Source organism: Cognatundibacterium oligocarboniphilum, assembly GCF_013377855.1.
Lineage (GTDB): Bacteria > Pseudomonadota > Gammaproteobacteria > Burkholderiales > Burkholderiaceae_D > Undibacterium > Undibacterium oligocarboniphilum.
On the sequence record NZ_JABXYJ010000002.1, the window covers coordinates 424,149 to 443,266 of the forward strand.

Here is a 19,118-nt window from a genome sequence, read left to right on the forward strand (position 1 = left end):
GGAACGTCGATGCAGCGCCCGGCATCATCCTTTGCTACACTGCGCATCACAACCTGCAAGGTTATCCTCACACCGTCCGAATGTTGCCAGGAGTCCGCTGATGCTGCCAATGACAGATTTTTCCATGACTGTTTTTTCATCTGTGTCATTGCTGCGGCAAACACTACAGCAACGGCTGTGGCGCAGCACGGGCCGTTCTCCGATGCTGCTGGCCTGGCTGCTGATGTTATGCAGCATCCCGTTCCAGCCATTGCAGGCAAAGGAAAACAGTGCACTGGAGACTGCCGCCAGCCAGCTGGAGCAATCCGGATTCCGCGGCATGGTGCTGGCAGCACGCGGCGACCATGTGTATTTGCAAAAAAGTCTGGGAACCGCTGGCAACCTGAAACGCCCTTTCCGCTTCGCCTCGGTCACCAAGCAGATGACCGCGATTCTGGTGATGCAGGAAGTCGAGGCTGGTCGCCTGCAGCTCGATGCACCACTGGCTAATTACTGGCCCGATTATCCGAATCCGGCGGCGCGTAAGGCGACCCTGCGCCAGTTGCTGATGCATTATTCCGGCCTGTTCAATGAAAACGCAGCACCAACCTTCCACATGCTCAATGCCAACAATGGCGACAACATGCAGGCATTTGCCAGCGGCATCTGCGCCGGACCGATGAATAGTGCGCCCGGCAGCCGCTTTGATTACAACAACTGTGATTATCTGGTGCTCGGTGCCCTGCTCGAAAAAATCACCCGCCAGCCGTTTGTACAATTGCTGGAGCAACGCATCTTTAAACCGGCGGGTATGAATTCCGCCGGCCTATACCAGGCAGCCATGCCGGATAATCCGGCGCATCTGCACGGCACGCTGGGCGGTCAGCCGGAACCGGAAGTCAATCTCGCCAGCTACGGCGCGGCAGGCTCCACTTACGGCATGCTGGGTGACCTGCTGGCATTTGACCGCGCATTGATCCGCGGCAAGCTGCTGTCGACTGCTTCGCGCGCTGAAATGACTCGCCCCAATGCCACCGGCGGCGCACTCGGCGTCTGGGTTTATCCGTTCAAAGGTGCCAGCGAGACCAACCCGACCGTGATTGTCGAACGCCAGGGCTGGATCGCCGGAGTACGCATTCTGAACCTGGTCGATCTGCAGACAGAAAATATCCTGATTCTGGTCAGCACCAACGGCGACCTCGATCTGACCCAGACCTGGGCCAATCAGGGACCAGCCGCACCGCTGCTGAAGGCGCTGATCGAAACCAGATAATACTGCCGCCACAGACGGTAAAAACCTTCCGGGTGTTGTCAGGGCATTTCCGCCCCAAATATACTCCCCAGAGTATATTTGAAACACCTTTGACTATCTGGGCGTCAGGCCGAAAAAGCAGGATACTCCCCTCAAAATAAAAATCAGCGCTGCTGATCCGTCATCAATTCAGTCGCAATCTGACGGGTGTCTTTCAGGGTCTGGAGCACGATATTGGAACGGATATCCAGCACGCCAGGAGTTTTATATAAGCTTTCCAGTACGAAGCTGGAGTAATGTTTGAGATTACGGGCGCGCACCCGCAGCAGGTAGTTAGCGTCGCCGGTGATGATGTAAGAGCCAATGACTTCCGGCCACTGTTGCAGAGCTTGCGAAAAATTTTCATGCCATTGTTCGACATCGCGCCGCATCGTGACCTGCACAAACGCATCCACTTCCAGGCCGACTTTTTCAGCATCCACCACGGCGCAGTAATGGTGGATGATGCCCGCCTCCTCCAGCATGCGCACCCGCCGCAGGCAAGACGACGGCGAAAGAAACACCTTGTCTGCCAGCTCCTGATTGCTGATGCGCCCATCGCTTTGCAATTGCTGCAGAATTTTAAAATCGACCGGATCGAGTTGCATGAATGACTCCATTGTGACAGATAGCTGCAATGCACAAACATCTGATTGCAGATTATTTCAAATTTAATCAACATTATCACAGTAAATTCTATTTACTAATCATTTACCGAATCACTTTGCAAGAAAAAACCAGCCATTCCGGCATAAAATCTCTGCATTCACCACACGCGCCCGCATTCTCATCACAGGAGCCAGCATGTACGCCAAACCGCAACTCTGGGATATCACGCCCACTATCCGCCCCGGGATTCCGGTCTGGCCCGGCGACAGCGCATACAGCGCCGAAACCACCTGGCAGATCGCCGATGGCTGCCCGGTCAAAGTCAGTAAGATCACCATGTCCACCCACACCGGCGCGCATTGCGATGCGCCCTCGCATTACGATCCGTCAGGCAGGGCGATCGACGAAGTGGCGCTGTCCACCTACCTCGGCCCATGCCGCGTGATTCACTGCACCGGCGTCCGCCAGGTACTGCCGGAGCATGTGCAGGCTTTTTTGCAGTCGGTGCCGTCGCGTGTGCTGTTCCGCACTTACCGGCAGGCGCCACAAATGGCGTGGGATGAGGATTTCCCCAGCATTGCCAGCGCGACCATAGAACTGCTGGCGCAGCATGGCGTGCAACTGATCGGGATTGACAGCCCTTCGCTGGACCCGCAGGAATCGAAAACCCTGGATGCGCATCTCTGCATGAAAAAACACGACATGGCGATTCTGGAAGGCATTGTGCTGGATGATGTCGCCCCCGGTGATTATGAGCTGATCTGCCTGCCGCTGAAGTTCGCCGGGCTTGATGCCAGCCCGGTACGTGCCATCCTCAGAGCGTTGCCGTCCTGCGATACGCCATTTGCCGGCTGATGCGCCGATCACCGAATACTGACATTGAATACCTGCACCGACACACTCCGGAGACCAACCATGACCACACTCCCCCCACTAACCCGCGAACACTGCGCAGTGCTGGACGTGCAAGATCCGCTGGCCGCGCTGCGTAACGAATTTCTGCTGCCGTCCGGCGTGATTTATCTCGACGGTAATTCCCTCGGCGCGCGCCCCAAATCCTCCCTGCAACGTGCGCAGGAAGTCATCAGCCAGGAATGGGGGCAAGATCTGATCACCAGCTGGAACAAGGCAGGCTGGTTTCAGATGCCATCAACGCTGGGTGATCAGCTGGCGCCGCTGGTCGGTGCTGACGCAGGTGAAATCGTGGTCACCGACACCACTTCGGTGAACCTGTTTAAAGCGATTGCCGCCGCGTTGCATATCCAGTCCGCCAGTCCGGAGCGCAACACCATCATCACCGAGCGCAGCAATTTTCCGACCGATATTTACATGGCGGAAGGCATCACGCGCTGGCTGGATCGTGGCTACCGGATACACCTGATTGATTCTCCGGAAGATCTGCCCGTAGCAGTCAATGCGCAAACGGCGCTGGTAATGCTGACGCATGTGAATTACCGCACCGGCTATCTGCACGACATGGCCGCCGTCACTGCGCTGGCTCACCGCCACGGTGCGCTGATGCTGTGGGATCTGGCCCATTCGGCAGGCGCGGTGCCGGTGGCGCTGAATGCGGCGGAAGCGGATTTTGCAGTCGGCTGCACCTACAAATATCTGAATGGCGGTCCGGGCGCCCCGGCGTTTATCTGGGTTCCGCAACGGCATCAGGCGATTTTCCAGCACCCGCTGTCCGGCTGGTGGGGTCATGCAAATCCGTTTGCGATGCAGCCCGGCTTTGAGCCGGTTGCCGGTGTGCGCCGCGCGCTGTGCGGCACGCAGCCGATCGTATCGCTGGCGCTGGTTGGCTGCGGGCTGGAAGTGTTCGGCAAAACCGACATGCACGCCATCCGCAGCAAATCACTGGCGCTGACCGATCTGTTCATCCGGCTGGTCGAACAGCGCTGTCAGCAGCACGCGCTGGAGCTGGTCACTCCGCGCGCTCATGCGCAACGCGGCAGTCAGGTCAGCCTGCGTCATCCGCATGCCTATGCCGTGATTCAGGCACTGATCCGGCGCGGCGTGATCGGCGATTACCGCGAGCCCGCCATCATGCGCTTCGGCTTCACGCCGCTGTATATCGGCTTTACCGACGTCTGGGACGCAGCAGAAGCCATGCGCGACATTTTAGACAGTCAGGATTACGACGCCAATGAACAGCGCCATGCGGTAACCTGAAACAAGCAGCACTGCACCACCCAGAACCAAAAAAACACGTCAGAAAAAACAAAGGAATAATGATGAGCAATCCGCAGGAACCCGGCAAATGCCCGATGTCATGGCATGGTGCCCAGATGGATTTTTCAGAATCCATGAGCTATAGCGACTATCTGGGGCTGGACCAGATTCTGAGCGCGCAGCATCCGCTGTCGCCGAATCACAATGAAATGCTGTTCATCATCCAGCATCAGACCAGCGAATTATGGATCAAACTGATGCTGCATGAACTGCATGCGGTGCGACGCCAGATTCACCTGAATGATCTGCCGCCGGCATTCAAGATGCTGTCCCGCGTGGCACGCATCATGGATCAATTGGTCCATGCCTGGGATGTGCTGGCCACCATGACGCCGAGCGAATACACCGCCATCCGTCCGTACCTGGGAGCGTCTTCCGGCTTTCAGTCGCATCAGTACCGCGAACTGGAATACCTGCTGGGCAATAAAAATGCCGCCATGCTAGCCGTCCACGAAAGCAAACCGGAAATCCACGCCAGCCTGCAGGCCACGCTGCGCACGCCATCGATTTACGATGAAGCCATTATGCTGATGGCGCGTCAGGGCTTTGCGATTGACGCTGCCCGCCTGCAGCGTGACTGGACCCAGCCGGTCGCCATGAATGAATCAGTGAAGGCAGCATGGCTGCAGGTATATCAGGCTCCTGAGCAACACTGGTCGCTGTATGAGCTGGCAGAAAAACTGGTCGATATGGAAACCGCGTTCCGCATCTGGCGCTTCCGTCATGTGACTACTGTTGAACGCATCATCGGTTTTAAAACAGGCACCGGCGGCACCGCAGGCGTGAGCTATCTGCGCAAAATGCTGGACGTGGTGTTGTTTCCCGAGCTGTTCGCCCTGCGCACCGAACTCTGATCCCGCCAAAACCGGCCGGGTGCCTCAGCACAGCAGATGCGGATCCGGTCATTCAATGCATCAGTGGCGCTTAAGCGGCTTCCAGATTCAGCGCTCATATGTCAAGCCATTCATTTTTGTCATGCCACAATCACAAATTAATACTTTTTAAATATGCCAAAACATTAAATTATTTTTTCTTATCTCCCCTATCCATGAAATTTATTGAGGCCGGACAAGTTTCCCCACTCTTCCCGGCTTATAATCAGGAGTGAAGCAAGGAGACATTTTTATCTCATCACAAGTGACCGGGACAAGCGCGGCAATTCAATTACGCCGCATTACAATGGCTGCCAGGTCTGGAATGGAGTTTGACATGGTTCCGAGTAATCTCAGTATCGCCCCTGCAGCTACCACAGACCTGGCGGCACAGCGACGCAGTGAAGACATCATTGCGGCCTACATCGATACCGGCATCCGTCTGCAATCTTCCCACGGCACCACCTGCGCGCTGGAATATCTGCAATCACATGACGTTGCCCCCAGCGTCATCCAGCGGGTACTGAGCCGCCCCGGTAAACGACGCAATTCAGCCTGAATACCTCACGCTAGCCTGATAGTTCAACCTGAAGCATCAACACCGTTGCAGGGCTGGCATTCGCCGCCAGATCGCCGATAATGCAGTTTTTTCTGCGAGGACATCATGCTGGATTTTCAAACTGCACTGAGCTTTTTCGGCGTTTCCATTCTGCTCGGATTATCTCCCGGGCCAGACAATCTGTTTGTCCTCATGCAATCGGCAATACAGGGCCGCAAGGCTGGCATGCTGGTGGTGCTCGGCCTTTGCAGCGGCCTTATCGTCCACACGACCGCCATTGCAATGGGGCTGGCCGCCGTGTTTGCCGCATCAGCCACCGCGTTCATTGTGATGAAATTCATCGGCGCGACCTATCTGTTATACCTCGCCTATCAGGCGTTCCGGGCCCCTGTCAGCAACGCTGATGACAGCCAGAGCGCAGTCAGACTGCAGGCACGGAAACTGTATCTGCGCGGCATCGTGATGAATCTGACGAATCCGAAAGTGGTATTGTTTTTCCTCGCTTTCCTGCCGCAGTTTGTGTCGCCGGAAAAAGGAGCAGTTGCCTTACAGTTTTTCCAACTGGGCGGCATTTTTATTCTGGCCACCTTGCTGGCATTTGGCAGCATCAGTTATTTTGCCGCCACCGCCGGGCAGCGACTGCGCCATTCGGCCACTGCCCAACGCTGGATGAACCGTAGCGCCTCAGCGGTGTTTGCTGCGCTGGCAGTGCGTCTGGCGTTGTCTCAGCGCTGAAATACGCCTTTAGTACAACCTGCGCCGCCGGCACGCCGATTCCAGTTGCAATCAGTCTGCAGTTGTCGCTCAGAGTTCGATACAGATCACAGACAAAGCGTTGCAGACGTGCTGTAATACTTATCCGATTCATCCACTCAAGGAGTCCGTCATGAAAGTGAATGTTGGCAGCATTGACCGTATTGTGAGAATCATCGTGGGTCTTGCCCTGATCGGCTGGGCGCTGGCCGGCGGCCCGCTGTGGGCATGGATAGGCATTGTACCGTTGGCAACCAGCCTGGTTGGCATTTGCCCGCTGTACTCGATTCTGGGCCTGAATACCTGCGGCCTGAAAAATAAATAACACCGCCGGTCGTCTCGTCCGTCAGCAGACCGTCGTCAGGCGATCTGCTGCGCTCGCGACTTCCCACTGTTCTTGTGTTGTATAGCCGCTTGTTCTGATGCTATAGTAGCGGGCTTGCCGTCCCTGTAGTTCAATGGATAGAACAGGTTCCTCCTAAGAATCAGATCTGGGTTCGATTCCCGGTGGGGACACCAAGCAACCATCGCCGCAGTATGGCGATAATCGTTTGTAGCATCAGATAAAACAGGTAGCTCCGGTTGCCTGTTTTCACTTGTGGCTCCACTTTTCCCCATGTCCCTCGTCAAACTGACTTTGCAGCCACATTGCAACATCGCGGCCCCGAAACGCTTTGGATTGAAGAAAGCTGGAATTATCCTATCCTGAAAGAAAAAATTCAGGGTTCGTGCCACCACACGCCTTGATGCTCACAGGAGACAGTGATGACTATCCTGCAACGCCTGCTCGCTATTTCCGTGACATTGCTGACAGCCGGCATGGTTCATGCGGCCGAATCAGGCAAGGTGCAGACACTGGTCACAGAAGACTATCCGCCTTTCAATATGATGAATCCCAAAAACGGAGAAGTCACTGGCATTTCCACTGAGAAAGTGCAAGAGCTGATGCACCGCGCTGGCGAAAAATACAAAATCAGCGTTTTTCCGTGGTCGCGCGCCATCCAGATGGCGCAAAATAACCCTGATACCTGCGTTTTTTCCACCTCCAGAACGCCGGGGCGCGAATTGCTCTATAAATGGGTGGGACCGCTGGTCCGGAATAACTGGGTGATTTTTGCCCGTGCCGACGATACCCGTCATCCGCAGTCGCTCGAAGACCTGCGCACCTATGTCATCGGCGGTTACCGCAACGATGCGGTTTCCGAGTTCTTCTCTCTGAAAGGCTACGTCACCGACCTCGCCAACACGGATTCAGACAACCCACGCAAATTACTGGCCGGACGGTTCGATTTCTGGGCAAGCGGAGAATTGCTGGGCATGGATATACTGAAGCAACAGGGATTAAACAAAATGATCGTCCCCCTGTTTTCGTTCAATCAGGTCGATCTGTATCTGGCCTGCAATCTGACGATGGCACAGGAAAAGATCGACAAATGGAATCTGATTCTGAAGGCTATGGAAAAAGACGGCACCAATGCCGCGATTGAAAGAAAGTACCGCTAAGCTCATTGCCGGATTTCAGCACGGTTAAGTAATCCACCATCGTCGGCGCAGTGCTCTCGCGTACAATACGGGTTTTCTTCATTTTTGTCCGGCCATTCCGGCCGCAGACAGCTCAGGAATTTATGGCAGTTATCTCTTTAAGCGATGCACAGCTCGCATTCGGTCACGTTGCGCTGCTGGATCACGCAGAATTTTCTCTCGAAAACGGCGAGCGCGTCGGTCTGATCGGACGTAATGGTACCGGCAAATCTTCTTTACTCAAGATCATCGCCCGCACCTCCAGAATCGACGATGGGCTGCTGGTCATGCAGCAGGGCCTGAACATCGCCTATGTGGAACAGGAACCGCAGTTTGCACAAGATATCAGCGTGTTTGATGCTGTCGCATCCGGCCTGGGTGAATTACCCGCTTTGCTGCAGGAATATGAAAACCTGACCGGGCAATTCGGCGGCGACAATGATGAGGCGCTGATGGAGCGCATGCACGAGATTCAGACCAAACTGGATGCTGCCGATGCCTGGAGTCTGACCAACAAGGTCGAGACCACGCTGGACAAGCTGAATCTGGCAAAAGACGCGCTGATGGGAACGCTATCCGGCGGTATGAAAAAACGAGTGGCACTGGCCTGCGCGCTGGTCAGCGGCCCCGATGTGCTGCTACTGGACGAACCAACCAACCATCTGGATTTTTCATCCATTCAATGGCTGGAAGACTTGCTGAAAGACTTTAAAGGCAGCGTGCTGTTCATCACGCATGACCGCAGTTTTCTCGACAATGTGGCGACCCGTATCGTCGAACTGGATCGTGGCAAGCTGACCTCTTATCCCGGCAATTTTTCCACCTACCAGACCCGCAAAGCAGAGCAGCTCGAAATTGAAGAAGTGGAAAACGCCAAGTTTGATAAATTCCTAGCGCAGGAAGAAGTCTGGATACGCAAGGGCGTGAAAGCACGCCGGGTGCGCGACGAAGGCCGGGTCAAGCGACTGGAACAATTGCGCCTGCAGCGCAGCGCCCGCCGCGAACAGCAAGGTCAGGTGAAACTCGACATCACCACCGGCGAACGTTCCGGAAAAATCGTGGCAGAACTGGAAAACGTCTGCAAGTCGTTTGGCGAAAAAGTCATCGTCAAAGATTTCTCCAGCATCATTCTGCGCGGCGACAAAGTCGGCCTCATTGGCCAGAATGGCGCGGGCAAGACCACATTGCTGAAGCTGATCCTCGGCGAAGATGCGCCGGACAGCGGCACCATCAAGCAAGGCAGCAAACTGCAGGTTGCCTATTTTGACCAGATGCGCGCCCAGCTGAATGAAGACACCAGCCTGGCCGACACGATTTCCCCCGGCAGCGAATGGGTGGAAGTCAATGGCCAGCGTAAGCATGTGATGTCCTATCTGGGAGATTTCCTGTTCGCGCCGGAACGTGCGCGCTCACCGGTGAAATCACTGTCCGGCGGCGAACGCAACCGGCTGCTGCTGGCACGCCTGTTCGCCAAACCGGCCAACGTACTGGTGCTGGATGAACCCACCAATGATCTGGATATCGATACGCTGGAACTGCTGGAGGAATTGCTGGAGGAATACACCGGCACCGTATTTCTGGTCAGCCACGACCGCACTTTCCTCGACAATGTCGTCACGCAGGTGATCGTCGCGGAAGGTGCAGGTCAGTGGCGCGAATTCATCGGCGGCTACACTGACTGGGAGCGTTACTGCGGTACCGTCAGCACCAATAAAGCCTCGGCAAAAGCGGAATCCCGCGCCGAATCCAAAACGAACACCAAAGCAACGGCAACGGTCAGCAGCGCCGCTAGTAACGCGCCTGTTAAAGGAAAAAGACTCAGCTATAAAGAACAACGCGAACTGGAAGAATTGCCAGCGTTGATCGCCACACTGGAGCAAGAGCAGACGTCGATCACAACCAGACTGGCAGATACCGACCTGTATAAAAACGGCCCGGACGAAGCCAACCTGCTGAATGCACGTTTTGCCGAAATCGATGAAATGTTGCTGGAAGCTCTGGGCAAATGGGAACAGTTGGAAGCCAGAGCGAAAGCCTGAGCCGCCACAACACAAACCGCACACCGTAAGAAATGAGGGCCAGATGCCGACAACACGCAGGGTAATCAATTACTGGCAACTGGCGTTGCTCGGCTGTGTGGCGACAATACTCTGGCCATTTGCTGTACCGGCGCAGACCCTGTACCGCTGCGGCAATACCTATCAGGATCAGCCATGTGGCAAAGGCCAGCAAGAACGGGTTATCAGTGTCTTGCATGCGCCACCGGAAAATCCTGCCGCTAATATCGACGCCAGTTGCCGTCAACGGGGCGAAGAGGCGAAAAAGATTATCTGGATGCGCGAAGTCGGCGCCACACAGGAGCGCCTGCTGGCAGATGGAGGCAGCGAAGAACGGCGCAAGCTGATCGGTGACATCTATGCACAGCGCGGCAACTCAGCAGATGTACGGGCAGCGGTTGAAAAAGACTGCATGGAAGAAAAAAACCGCAGCCGCCCGCCGCTGAAATCCAGTGCCGGCAACAATTCCGCAACAAAACCGGACACCACCGGCGACACAGCCAGTGCATCGGCCGCCGCCAGCGCCAATACCCGCAACAGCGATGCGACACGCATTCAGGGACTGTGCAAACAATTGCGAGAAGTGCTGAGTCACATGCAAAACGGCGAACGCAGCGGTGGTAATGCGGAAGAAATGGACAACATGAAAACGATGCGCCGCGATACTGAAAAAGAAATAAAAAACCTCGGCTGCACCAACGCCCGCTGAACCATCAGATACCCGCAACAGGCAACAGATCCAGAACAGCGGAGGGTTTTACCAAATCAGAAAAAAACCGGTTCGATATCGAGTTGCACACCGAATTTCTGCAGCACATCGGCCTGTACGGCCTGCGCCAGCGTCCGCACCTCGGCGCCTGTGGCACCGCCACGGTTCACCAGCACCAGCGCCTGCTTCTCGTATACGCCGGCCCGTCCCAGACTACGTCCTTTCCAACCGCATTGTTCAATCAGCCAGCCGGCCGCCAGTTTGAACCCTCCGGAAGGCTGGGCATAGCTGACCAGCCTCGGGTAGGTTTGCAATAGAACCGCACGCTGCGCTGCGCTGACCACAGGGTTTTTGAAAAAACTGCCAGCATTGCCGATTTCTGCCGGATCGGGCAATTTGGACTGACGTATCGCGATCACTGCGGTGCTGACTGCTTGCGGTGTCGGCACGATCCCTTGCTGCTGCAATCGGGCTGCCAGATCCGCATAATCCAGTTTGGGCTGCCATTGCCGGGGTAAGGCAAAGCTCACTTTCAGAATCAGCATACGGTCGCGGTAAGCATGCTTGAATACGCTGTCGCGGTAGGCGAACTGACAGTCCGCTTTATCCAGCGTGACGATATTGCCGGTCTCAAAATCAAAGGCCTGCAGGGAATGGAAATAATCCTGCATTTCGGCACCATAGGCGCCGATATTCTGTATCGGTGCAGCGCCCACCGTGCCGGGAATCAGCGACAGGTTTTCCAATCCGCCCCAACCATGCGCCAGCGTCCATTGCACAAACGCATGCCAGTTTTCGCCGGCTGCCGCTTGTACGTAAAAAAAATTGTCGTCTTCCGCCAGCAGCTTCCGGCCTGTCAGGCAGACATGAATCACCAGCGCATCGAGTTGATCGGACAGCACCAGATTGCTGCCGCCGCCCAGGATCAGGCGTGGTAAGGCGCTGAGCGCGGCATCCTGCCGCAATGTCTGTAATTGCGCGTTTTCAGTGAGTATCAGCAGCCAGCGCGCCTGTGCTGCGATGCCGAACGTATTGAGCTTCTGTAGTGAAGCATGGGCAGAGAGAGGAAGATTCGTTGTCATAAGCCGCAAATTATAACTGCCGCGCCCGGTGGCGGCTGTGCATTTGCTAAAATGGCGTATCTCATTTTTTTGCAAGGAAGTGCCATGCCCTCATTCGACACCGTCTCTGAAGCGAACATGGAAGAAGTGAAAAATGCCGTGGTTCAGTCCAACAAGGTCATCACCAACCGTTTCGACCTCAAGGGTACCAGCGCCAAAGTCGAACTAAAAGACAAAGAGCGCGAAATCATTATCTATGGTGACTCAGAATTTCATCTGGAACAGATCATCATCGAGGTAACCCAGACCATGGGAAAACGGAAGGTGGATGTACGCTTTCTCGATATGGGCAAGGTTGAAAAAATCGGCGGCGACAAAGTCAAGCAAGTCATCAAAGTCAAAAACGGCATTGAGACTGAAGATGCCAAGAAAATTGTCAAGGCGATCAAAGAGAGCAAGATGAAGCTGCAGGCCAGCATTCAGGGCGATGCCGTCCGCGTGCAGGGCGCCAAACGCGACGACCTGCAGGCAGCGATGGTCTTGCTGCGCAAGGAAATCAAGGATCTGCCACTGGAATTTAACAATTTCCGCGACTGATCCGGCACTGTCATGCACCTGCTATCACGATTGACGTCCTGCCTGCTGTTACCGGCTTTTTTTGCTGGTGGTAACGCTGCTGCCACCGATGTCGGGGTGGTCGGTTTGTTTCCCGGTAAGGCGATTCTGGTGGTCGATGGAGCACCGCCCAGAGCCTATGCCGTCGGCAGCATGATCAGCGAGGATACCAGGCTGGTCGATGCCGACCGCGATGGCGCGACCATCATCACCAATGGAAAACGCTACGTACTGGCAATGGGTGAAAGCGCACGCCGTTCAGCGCCTGCTGGCAGCAACAACAATGTAGTGCTGACGGCTGGCGAAGGCGGCCACTTCATCGCTCCGGCAATGATCAACGGCGTCAGCATCCGGATGATGGTCGATACCGGCGCCAGTCTGATCGCCCTGCCCGCCAGCGACGCCATCCGCCTCGGCCTGAATTACAAATCTGGCCGGCCAGGTCGTGCCAACACCGCCGGCGGGATAGTCACCACTTACCTCATCAAGCTCGACACGGTCAAAATCGGCGAGATTGAACTGCATCAGGTTGATGCCTCGGTCATTGAAAGCGGGCTCAATATCCCTCTGCTCGGCATGTCTTTCCTGAACCGCATGGAAATGCGCCGTTCAGGAGATCAGATGACGCTGACGAAACGTTTCTGAATCGTCAGCTTTTTTCTCCGGATCAGCGCAAGCTCACGCTGCCTTGGACTGATGCACGCGACGTTGACGGACTGCGGCCGCCAGATTTTCCAGCACCTGCACACTGGACTCCCAGTTGATGCAGCCATCGGTAATCGACTGGCCGTACACCAGTTCTTTACCCGGTACCAGATCCTGACGCCCTGCCACCAGATGCGATTCAATCATCACACCGACAATCCGGGTATCGCCTGCCGCAACCTGCTCGGCGATATTGGCGCAAACCGGAATCTGGTTGGCCGGATTTTTTGAACTGTTGGCATGTGAGGCGTCAATCATCAGGCGCGATGCCAGTCCGGCATTGGCAATGTCTTTGCAGGCTGCATCGACGCTGGCCGCATCATAATTCGGCGTCTTGCCACCACGCAGAATGATATGGCAATCCTCGTTGCCGTTGGTCGAGACAATCGCGGAATGGCCGCCTTTGGTCACCGACAGGAAATGGTGCGGCTGGGACGATGCCTTGATCGCATCCACCGCAATTTTGACATTGCCGTCAGTGCCGTTTTTAAATCCCACCGGGCAGGACAGGCCGGAAGCCAGTTCTCGATGCACCTGAGATTCGGTAGTGCGCGCGCCGATCGCTCCCCAGCTGATCAGGTCGGCAATATACTGAGGGCTGATCACATCAAGATATTCCGTACCGGCAGGCAGGCCCAGTTCATTGATATTCAACAGCAATTCACGGGCGATGCGCAGTCCGTCATTGATGCGGAAGCTGTTGTCCATATACGGGTCATTGATCAGGCCTTTCCAGCCTACCGTGGTGCGCGGCTTTTCAAAATAGACACGCATCACGATTTCAAGTTCGCCGGCAAAACGCTGACGTTCTGCCGCCAGACGATGCGCATATTCCATCGCGGCTGTGGTGTCATGGATGGAGCATGGCCCGATGACCACCATCAGACGGTCGTCCTGCCCATGCAGAATGCGATGCAGCGCTTGACGCGCACTGGCAGCGGTTTCTGAAGCTTTATCGGAGCAGGCAAACTCACGGATCAGATGTGAGGGTGGAACCAGCTCTTTCATTTCGCGGATGCGTAAATCGTCGGTACGTTGCATGTTCTCTCCTGTGTGGTTCAGATGTGAATATTAAATATAAATATCAGATGTAAATATCAATAAGGACTCAATGTTTTTCGCGTATCCGGTGTTCGTGCCCAGCATTTAAAAACTCCGGCTAAAAAAAAACCGCCACATCTGGCGGTTTTTTTGAATTCTGGTTCAGCTCTTTTTCTTTGTGCGCTTACCTTCTTCCGACCGCCTGTGGCTTGGAATGGCTAAAATAAAAAAAGAAAAAGAAGTGCGTGAATTTCATAAAAATTGGGTATCTACGCTATATCAGTATATTTTATTCAGAAAAAAGGGATAAAGTACGGGGTTCATATTGCATCAAATTTCAGCACTTGGCAAGCCCTGCAGATCAAGATTTCTTTTATTTTTTCCATAAGGCCGGTGGCTCCGGCGGAATATCTGCCTGCGGATACACATTAATCACCGGCTGTGATGGCTCTTTAAGTTTGATTTGCGGCGCATAGCGGGCAACCCAGTTGCGCATTTCGGTCAGATTGGCAGCGATATCATTCCGGTTGGGTGCCAGTTTCACGGCCCGTTCCAGCAGATTCAGCGCTTTTTCATTTTCGCCCTGAGCAGCATATGCAACAGCCTGATTATTCAGCGCCGAAGCGTCAAACGGATTCATTCTGGCCGCCTCGGCAAATTTTTTACTGGCAGCGCCTGCCTCTCCTTCGGACATCAGCGCCCTGCCTTCGCTCTGCAGATCAGCGGCCCCGACCGCGCCAGAGCCCAACAGGCACAACGTCAGCAGAAAATGAGAACATAATTTCATGGATTAATTTCCCGAATAATATGGTTTGGGCGTAACGGGCGGGAATGATACCTGCCCTCTTCTCGGCTCGAACGTATAGCGCAGGTAAACCATGCCGGAAGCATCGGTAAAGTCGCCTGAATTATCCGCAGAAAATTTGCCACCGATGGAGAAATTCGGCGTCAGCAGATATTCCAGCACACCGCCAATCTTGTATTGCAAGCCGGTGTGGGTTTGCCCCGGGTAACTGGTCGAAATATTGATAGACGGATTCGCAGCGGCAAACAACTCCAGTTCTGCCTGATCGCTGCTGAGGAAAGGGTAATACGGCGTTGCATCTTCGCGGAAATGCTGCACACCGACCGATGCGCCAACCTGATAAGACAACTTACCGTAACGTCCGGCCACTTCCAGCGGCAGGTTCACTGCGGTATAAGATTGCGGGCTGAAATAGCCGCCATGACCGTAGGTGAAATAACGCAGGTTCTTTTTGAAGAACATGGAATTAAGTCCCAGTCCGGTCGTGACCAGCATGTCTTTGGTGCGATAAGCACGCCAGTAAACACCGGCACCGGCATCAACCGAGGTATTGCGGACGACGTTTTTACCAGTCAGTCCGTACACACCGAATCCACCATAGATGCCACCCTCGTCGCCATCATAAGAGGCGTCCAGGCGCAATCCGTTTTTGGTGACGCCGCCCCAGCTGAGTCCATACAGCGTATCTTTGGCACCGGCATACGACAGATAGCTGTCGGTCACCGAACGGCGCGCCAGTTCAGCACTGAAACTGATGCCGTCTGTCTGGGTACTCCAGCGCAGCCCTCCGACCACGTTCTGAATCGGGAAACTCATAGGACTGGAACCAGCGTCGAGTTTGAAGCCTGCCAGTTCGTAGCTCAGGTTCAACGCCACACCTTTGGCAATCTGATCCAGCGCAGCCAGATCAGACAGGCCGCGTCCACGGGCAACTTGTGGAAGCGTGGTTTTTGCGTATTTGGCGCGTTCGTTAAGAATGGTATTGCGTCCGAATTGTCCTGCCACATTGGTATCATTCAACTGCAGGGTGCCGGCATCGATCATCACCGGAATGATTTTTAGCCCGAACTGGCCCATTCCGAGAGTAGTGATATGCGCTTCAATCGGGGTTTCGATATCTTTCAACTGCGATAAACCGCTTTGCCCGCTGCGCGCTCTGGCAGTGGCGCCAATGGTGACTTCGGAGCGGTTCAACGCGTTCAGATCATCAATTTCTTTCATCAATGCCGCCTCTTCCGCACTGACGACCGGATTTGCGGCGGCATTGCCTGCTGCCTTTTTACCGCTGGCTGTCGTTGTTGTCAGACTGCGGGTATCTGCCGCCAGCGTCACGCCCCTCTGTGCAACAGGAGCTGCTGCTGACGCACTCAGTACCTGCGCCACCGTGCCGGTACTATAAGCAGCACCTCCACCGGAAGTCGTCAGCACAGGGTGGCTGGCCGGAGTCTGTGCCGGGATAGGAGTACTGCTGCTATTGGTGATAGCCGATGGTAACGATGGGACGACCGGTGCCGCCGATGATGGCGCAATTATCGTAGTCACGGCAGTATTAGCAGGCGCGGCGGAAGACACCGGGTTGACTGCCGGTTTGCTGATACTGCCGGGTAATGCCGGCAGTACGTGCTGCGGCCCCAGCTGTGGCACTTCTTTGAGCGCCGGGGCAGGAATACTACGGCTGACAGTATCTGTCTTGCGGGCAGCAAACGGATTCACACTGAAATCATTGGCTGCATTGACCGGAGCGGGCGTTACCAGACGCAGGCCGTTAGCGCCTGCGCCGGCCAGCGGCCGTTGTGCCTGTTCCAGTGCCAGTGCTTTTTTGAAATATCCCAGTGCAGTGCTGTTATGTCCCTGAGCCCGTGCCACATTTCCTGCCAATGCGATGAAACGCGGATTATCCGGCTGAAGACGCATCAGTTTGTCAAGGTAAGTCTGGGCACCGGCAAAATCCTTGATCTGCATCGCCGCGAAAGTCAGTCCCTGCAAGACTTCCGGATTATCCGGGTCTGTTTCCAGTACTTTGTTATACAGTTCGCGGGCGGCGTCGGTATCGCCCGCCGATGCGTAAATACGAGCCAGTGCCAGCAACAGCAGGTTATCTTCCGGTGTTTCGATCAGCATCGGCTGAATGTAGGTATAGGCACGGGCATAGTCACCCGCCTCACGGAAGCGCTCGCAATAGCGCATCGCCAGCGCTTTCTGCAACTGCTTGAAGGATTTAATTTCGTCTTCTTCCAGCTTCGGCATGGCGGCAACCCGGCGCATGACGGCTTCCAGTTCGGCTTCCTGATTCATCTGCATCAGGGTGCTGGCGTATTGCAGCAACAGACTGGCAGACGGCTGCTTGGTATTCTGCACAGCCTGCCGGATCATGTTGAAACCGCGCTCGGTATCACCCAGTTTGATATACAGCGCGGCGACGGTGCCGACAAATTCAGGATCGCTGCCAGCCGCTGCTTCAATGCTGTCCAGAATCGACCTGACCTGATCGCTCTGCCCCCGCCGGTTCAGAATATCTATCCGGTCCAGCTGCACCCGTATCCATAACTGCTTTTGCAGCGCATACATTTCCTGTTTGCGCGCGTTGGCCGGTACTCGTTCCAGTGTTGCCAGCCCCTCCCACCAGAGTTGCTGCATCTGGCTTAGCAAGGCACTGACGTACAAAGCTTCCGAATCCGGTTTTTCCACATTCGTCAGCGCATCCAGCAAAGCCTGCGCCTGCCCTGCCATATTCTGCTTCAGATACAACTTAGCCAGCGACATTCTGAGCCAGGCGTCTTCCGGCTTGATGAAAATCGCATCTTCCAGGCTGCGCTGTGCGTCGGCGATATCGCCCGCAGCTTCCTGGGTTTTCGCTTTGGCAGCCAGCGCTTCTGCTTTCATATTCGCCAGAATCGCCAGATGGCGCGGCAGCATATACGGCTCCAGCGCCTCCATGTCCGGCAAGCGCTTTTGCAGCACGTAGATACCGATCAGGCCGTCAATAGCACGCAAATTGGTTTTATCTGCATTAAAGACTTTTTTATAGTTTCCCTCTGCGCCCGCCATGTCATTATCGGCCTGCAGCGCTTCTGCAAGCTGCAAAATACCGGACGGTTCCTTGTCGTTCAACGCGATGGCCTGATGCAGCAAACCAATGCCTTTCGGGCTGTCTGCGTCTTCAAATGCCGTTCTGGCTTCTTCGATCAGGGCCCAGTAATGCGCGCCCTCAAAAGCCTGTTTCCAGCTGGCTTTGCCTTTTGCGGGAGAGAGATCCATCGCCTTTTGCAATAGCTTGTGGGCTTCGACAAATTCCTCTTGTCGCATTTTGACCAGTCCCATGCCACCGTAGCCGACCGGGTCTTTAGGATGGGATTTGATCAGCGCCTGGAATTCCTTTTCTGCCGTTGGAACATCATTGTCGTCCAGAGCTTTAAAACCTGCCGTCTGCCCCTTGATCAAAGGATTTTCTGGTCTTGGCCTGGTAACTGTCTTTCTTTCTTCCTTCACATCCGGATTCACAGGACGGTTCAGGCTGGTTAATTTATCCTGGATGGTTTTGTCATCCGGATGTTTTTCCAGATAACGCTGAAAATACCGGATATTAGCGGGCTGCGCGCCCATCCAGCTCAGGGCCTGACGCCAGCCTTCATTGGCTTGTTTCGCGATTTCCTGTCGCGAACTCAGGCGCTCCAACGTAGTAATTCCATCCGTCCGGCTTGCTTCGCGATAGGTCAGCGCCAGCGCATAAGCCAGTGCATAACGTGGATTGTCCGGACTCTCTTTAGTGAGTTTTTCCAGGCCGCGCTTACCTTCTGCGTAACCGGTCTTGGTGCCGACCAGGACCTGATAATATTCAAACGCGGCATCGCCTCTGAGATTGGCAGGATCGACCGCCAGCCGATAGGTCTGCGCGGCAGCCTCCGGATCTCCCTGCTGCGCCAGCCGCCTAGCATCATCCAGCGGTGAGGCAGCGCCGCCGGGGCCACGCCGTATTGCTTCCTCGACGGGTCTCGTCTGCGCTCCGCTGGCACGCATCTCGCGCAACTTCGCCAGATGGATTTTCGCCATTTCGGCATTTCCGCTGCGCGCTTCGTAGATTCCCAACGCAATCAGTGCATCAATATTCGTTGGCGCCACTTTCAGGACTTTGCTCCAGGCATCGGCTGCATTATCACTGCGGCCGCGCTGCTCCCAGAAATGCGCCTGATCGATCAACTTCTGCTCCAGGGGGGAATTGGCAAAAGCGGCGCCGCTCTCCGCAAACATCGCAAAAAGCGCCAGCACAACCGCTTTTTTCTTTAACTCCATTGCTATATCCCCTGTTGAA

17 protein-coding genes and 1 tRNA gene are annotated in these 19,118 nt (G+C 55.2%); 13 read left to right on the plus strand and 5 right to left on the minus strand.

Annotated elements, in window-relative coordinates; translation table 11 throughout:
* Positions 1 to 100 precede the first annotated feature (100 nt).
* The gene (locus tag HV832_RS04965) at positions 101 to 1,252 is read left to right on the plus strand and encodes a serine hydrolase domain-containing protein (RefSeq protein ID WP_176802432.1); all 1,152 of its coding nucleotides are present in this window, start codon (positions 101 to 103) and stop codon (positions 1,250 to 1,252) included.
* 143 nt (positions 1,253 to 1,395) lie between these two features.
* Here the strand turns inward: HV832_RS04965 and HV832_RS04970 are convergent, their stop codons facing one another.
* Positions 1,396 to 1,878 (minus strand): Lrp/AsnC family transcriptional regulator, encoded by a 483-nt coding sequence (locus HV832_RS04970; protein WP_176802433.1) that lies wholly within the window; start codon positions 1,876 to 1,878, stop codon positions 1,396 to 1,398.
* Positions 1,879 to 2,074: 196 nt separating this feature from the next.
* Between HV832_RS04970 and kynB the strand changes: the two genes are divergently transcribed.
* From kynB to HV832_RS05020, 10 genes are all read left to right on the plus strand, one after another.
* Complete coding sequence (gene kynB, locus HV832_RS04975) at positions 2,075 to 2,734, plus strand: arylformamidase (protein WP_176802434.1); 660 nt, start codon at positions 2,075 to 2,077, stop codon at positions 2,732 to 2,734.
* Between the two features lie 60 nt (positions 2,735 to 2,794).
* Positions 2,795 to 4,051, plus strand: a complete 1,257-nt coding sequence (kynU, locus tag HV832_RS04980; protein ID WP_176802435.1) for a kynureninase — start codon at positions 2,795 to 2,797, stop codon at positions 4,049 to 4,051.
* Positions 4,052 to 4,113: 62 nt separating this feature from the next.
* On the plus strand, positions 4,114 to 4,965 hold the full coding sequence (gene kynA / locus HV832_RS04985) for a tryptophan 2,3-dioxygenase (RefSeq protein WP_176802531.1): 852 nt from the start codon (positions 4,114 to 4,116) through the stop codon (positions 4,963 to 4,965).
* 355 nt (positions 4,966 to 5,320) lie between these two features.
* Positions 5,321 to 5,542, plus strand: coding sequence for a hypothetical protein (locus HV832_RS04990; protein WP_176802436.1), 222 nt, complete (start codon positions 5,321 to 5,323; stop codon positions 5,540 to 5,542).
* 105 nt (positions 5,543 to 5,647) lie between these two features.
* Positions 5,648 to 6,277 (plus strand): LysE family translocator, encoded by a 630-nt coding sequence (locus tag HV832_RS04995; RefSeq protein ID WP_176802437.1) that lies wholly within the window; start codon positions 5,648 to 5,650, stop codon positions 6,275 to 6,277.
* A 151-nt stretch (positions 6,278 to 6,428) separates the two neighbouring features.
* Positions 6,429 to 6,620, plus strand: coding sequence for a YgaP family membrane protein (locus tag HV832_RS05000; RefSeq protein ID WP_176802438.1), 192 nt, complete (start codon positions 6,429 to 6,431; stop codon positions 6,618 to 6,620).
* A gap of 119 nt (positions 6,621 to 6,739) precedes the next feature.
* Positions 6,740 to 6,814: transfer RNA gene (locus HV832_RS05005), tRNA-Arg, on the plus strand.
* A gap of 246 nt (positions 6,815 to 7,060) precedes the next feature.
* A complete protein-coding gene (locus tag HV832_RS05010; protein WP_176802439.1) occupies positions 7,061 to 7,798 on the plus strand; it encodes a substrate-binding periplasmic protein in 738 nt (245 codons plus the stop codon).
* A gap of 122 nt (positions 7,799 to 7,920) precedes the next feature.
* The gene (locus HV832_RS05015) at positions 7,921 to 9,855 is read left to right on the plus strand and encodes an ATP-binding cassette domain-containing protein (RefSeq protein ID WP_176802440.1); all 1,935 of its coding nucleotides are present in this window, start codon (positions 7,921 to 7,923) and stop codon (positions 9,853 to 9,855) included.
* Positions 9,856 to 9,898: 43 nt separating this feature from the next.
* A complete protein-coding gene (locus HV832_RS05020; protein WP_176802441.1) occupies positions 9,899 to 10,582 on the plus strand; it encodes a DUF4124 domain-containing protein in 684 nt (227 codons plus the stop codon).
* 56 nt (positions 10,583 to 10,638) lie between these two features.
* Here the strand turns inward: HV832_RS05020 and murB are convergent, their stop codons facing one another.
* Positions 10,639 to 11,664, minus strand: a complete 1,026-nt coding sequence (murB, locus tag HV832_RS05025) for a UDP-N-acetylmuramate dehydrogenase (RefSeq protein WP_176802442.1) — start codon at positions 11,662 to 11,664, stop codon at positions 10,639 to 10,641.
* An 84-nt stretch (positions 11,665 to 11,748) separates the two neighbouring features.
* On the opposite strand from murB, the gene HV832_RS05030 reads away from it, so the two are divergent.
* The gene (locus tag HV832_RS05030) at positions 11,749 to 12,240 is read left to right on the plus strand and encodes a YajQ family cyclic di-GMP-binding protein (RefSeq protein ID WP_176802443.1); all 492 of its coding nucleotides are present in this window, start codon (positions 11,749 to 11,751) and stop codon (positions 12,238 to 12,240) included.
* A gap of 12 nt (positions 12,241 to 12,252) precedes the next feature.
* On the plus strand, positions 12,253 to 12,903 hold the full coding sequence (locus HV832_RS05035; RefSeq protein ID WP_176802444.1) for a retropepsin-like aspartic protease family protein: 651 nt from the start codon (positions 12,253 to 12,255) through the stop codon (positions 12,901 to 12,903).
* A gap of 33 nt (positions 12,904 to 12,936) precedes the next feature.
* Here HV832_RS05035 and aroG read toward each other — a convergent pair whose 3' ends face one another.
* The 3 genes from aroG to HV832_RS05050 all read right to left on the minus strand — a co-directional run bounded on the left by aroG (position 12,937) and on the right by HV832_RS05050 (position 19,099).
* Positions 12,937 to 14,004, minus strand: coding sequence for a 3-deoxy-7-phosphoheptulonate synthase AroG (gene aroG / locus HV832_RS05040; RefSeq protein WP_176802445.1), 1,068 nt, complete (start codon positions 14,002 to 14,004; stop codon positions 12,937 to 12,939).
* A gap of 373 nt (positions 14,005 to 14,377) precedes the next feature.
* Positions 14,378 to 14,791 carry a tetratricopeptide repeat protein gene (locus HV832_RS05045; RefSeq protein WP_176802446.1) on the minus strand — a complete coding sequence of 138 codons (414 nt, stop codon included), beginning with the start codon at positions 14,789 to 14,791 and terminating at the stop codon, positions 14,378 to 14,380.
* A gap of 3 nt (positions 14,792 to 14,794) precedes the next feature.
* On the minus strand, positions 14,795 to 19,099 hold the full coding sequence (locus tag HV832_RS05050; protein WP_176802447.1) for a cellulose biosynthesis protein BcsC: 4,305 nt from the start codon (positions 19,097 to 19,099) through the stop codon (positions 14,795 to 14,797).
* Between the last annotated feature and the right edge of the window lie 19 nt (positions 19,100 to 19,118).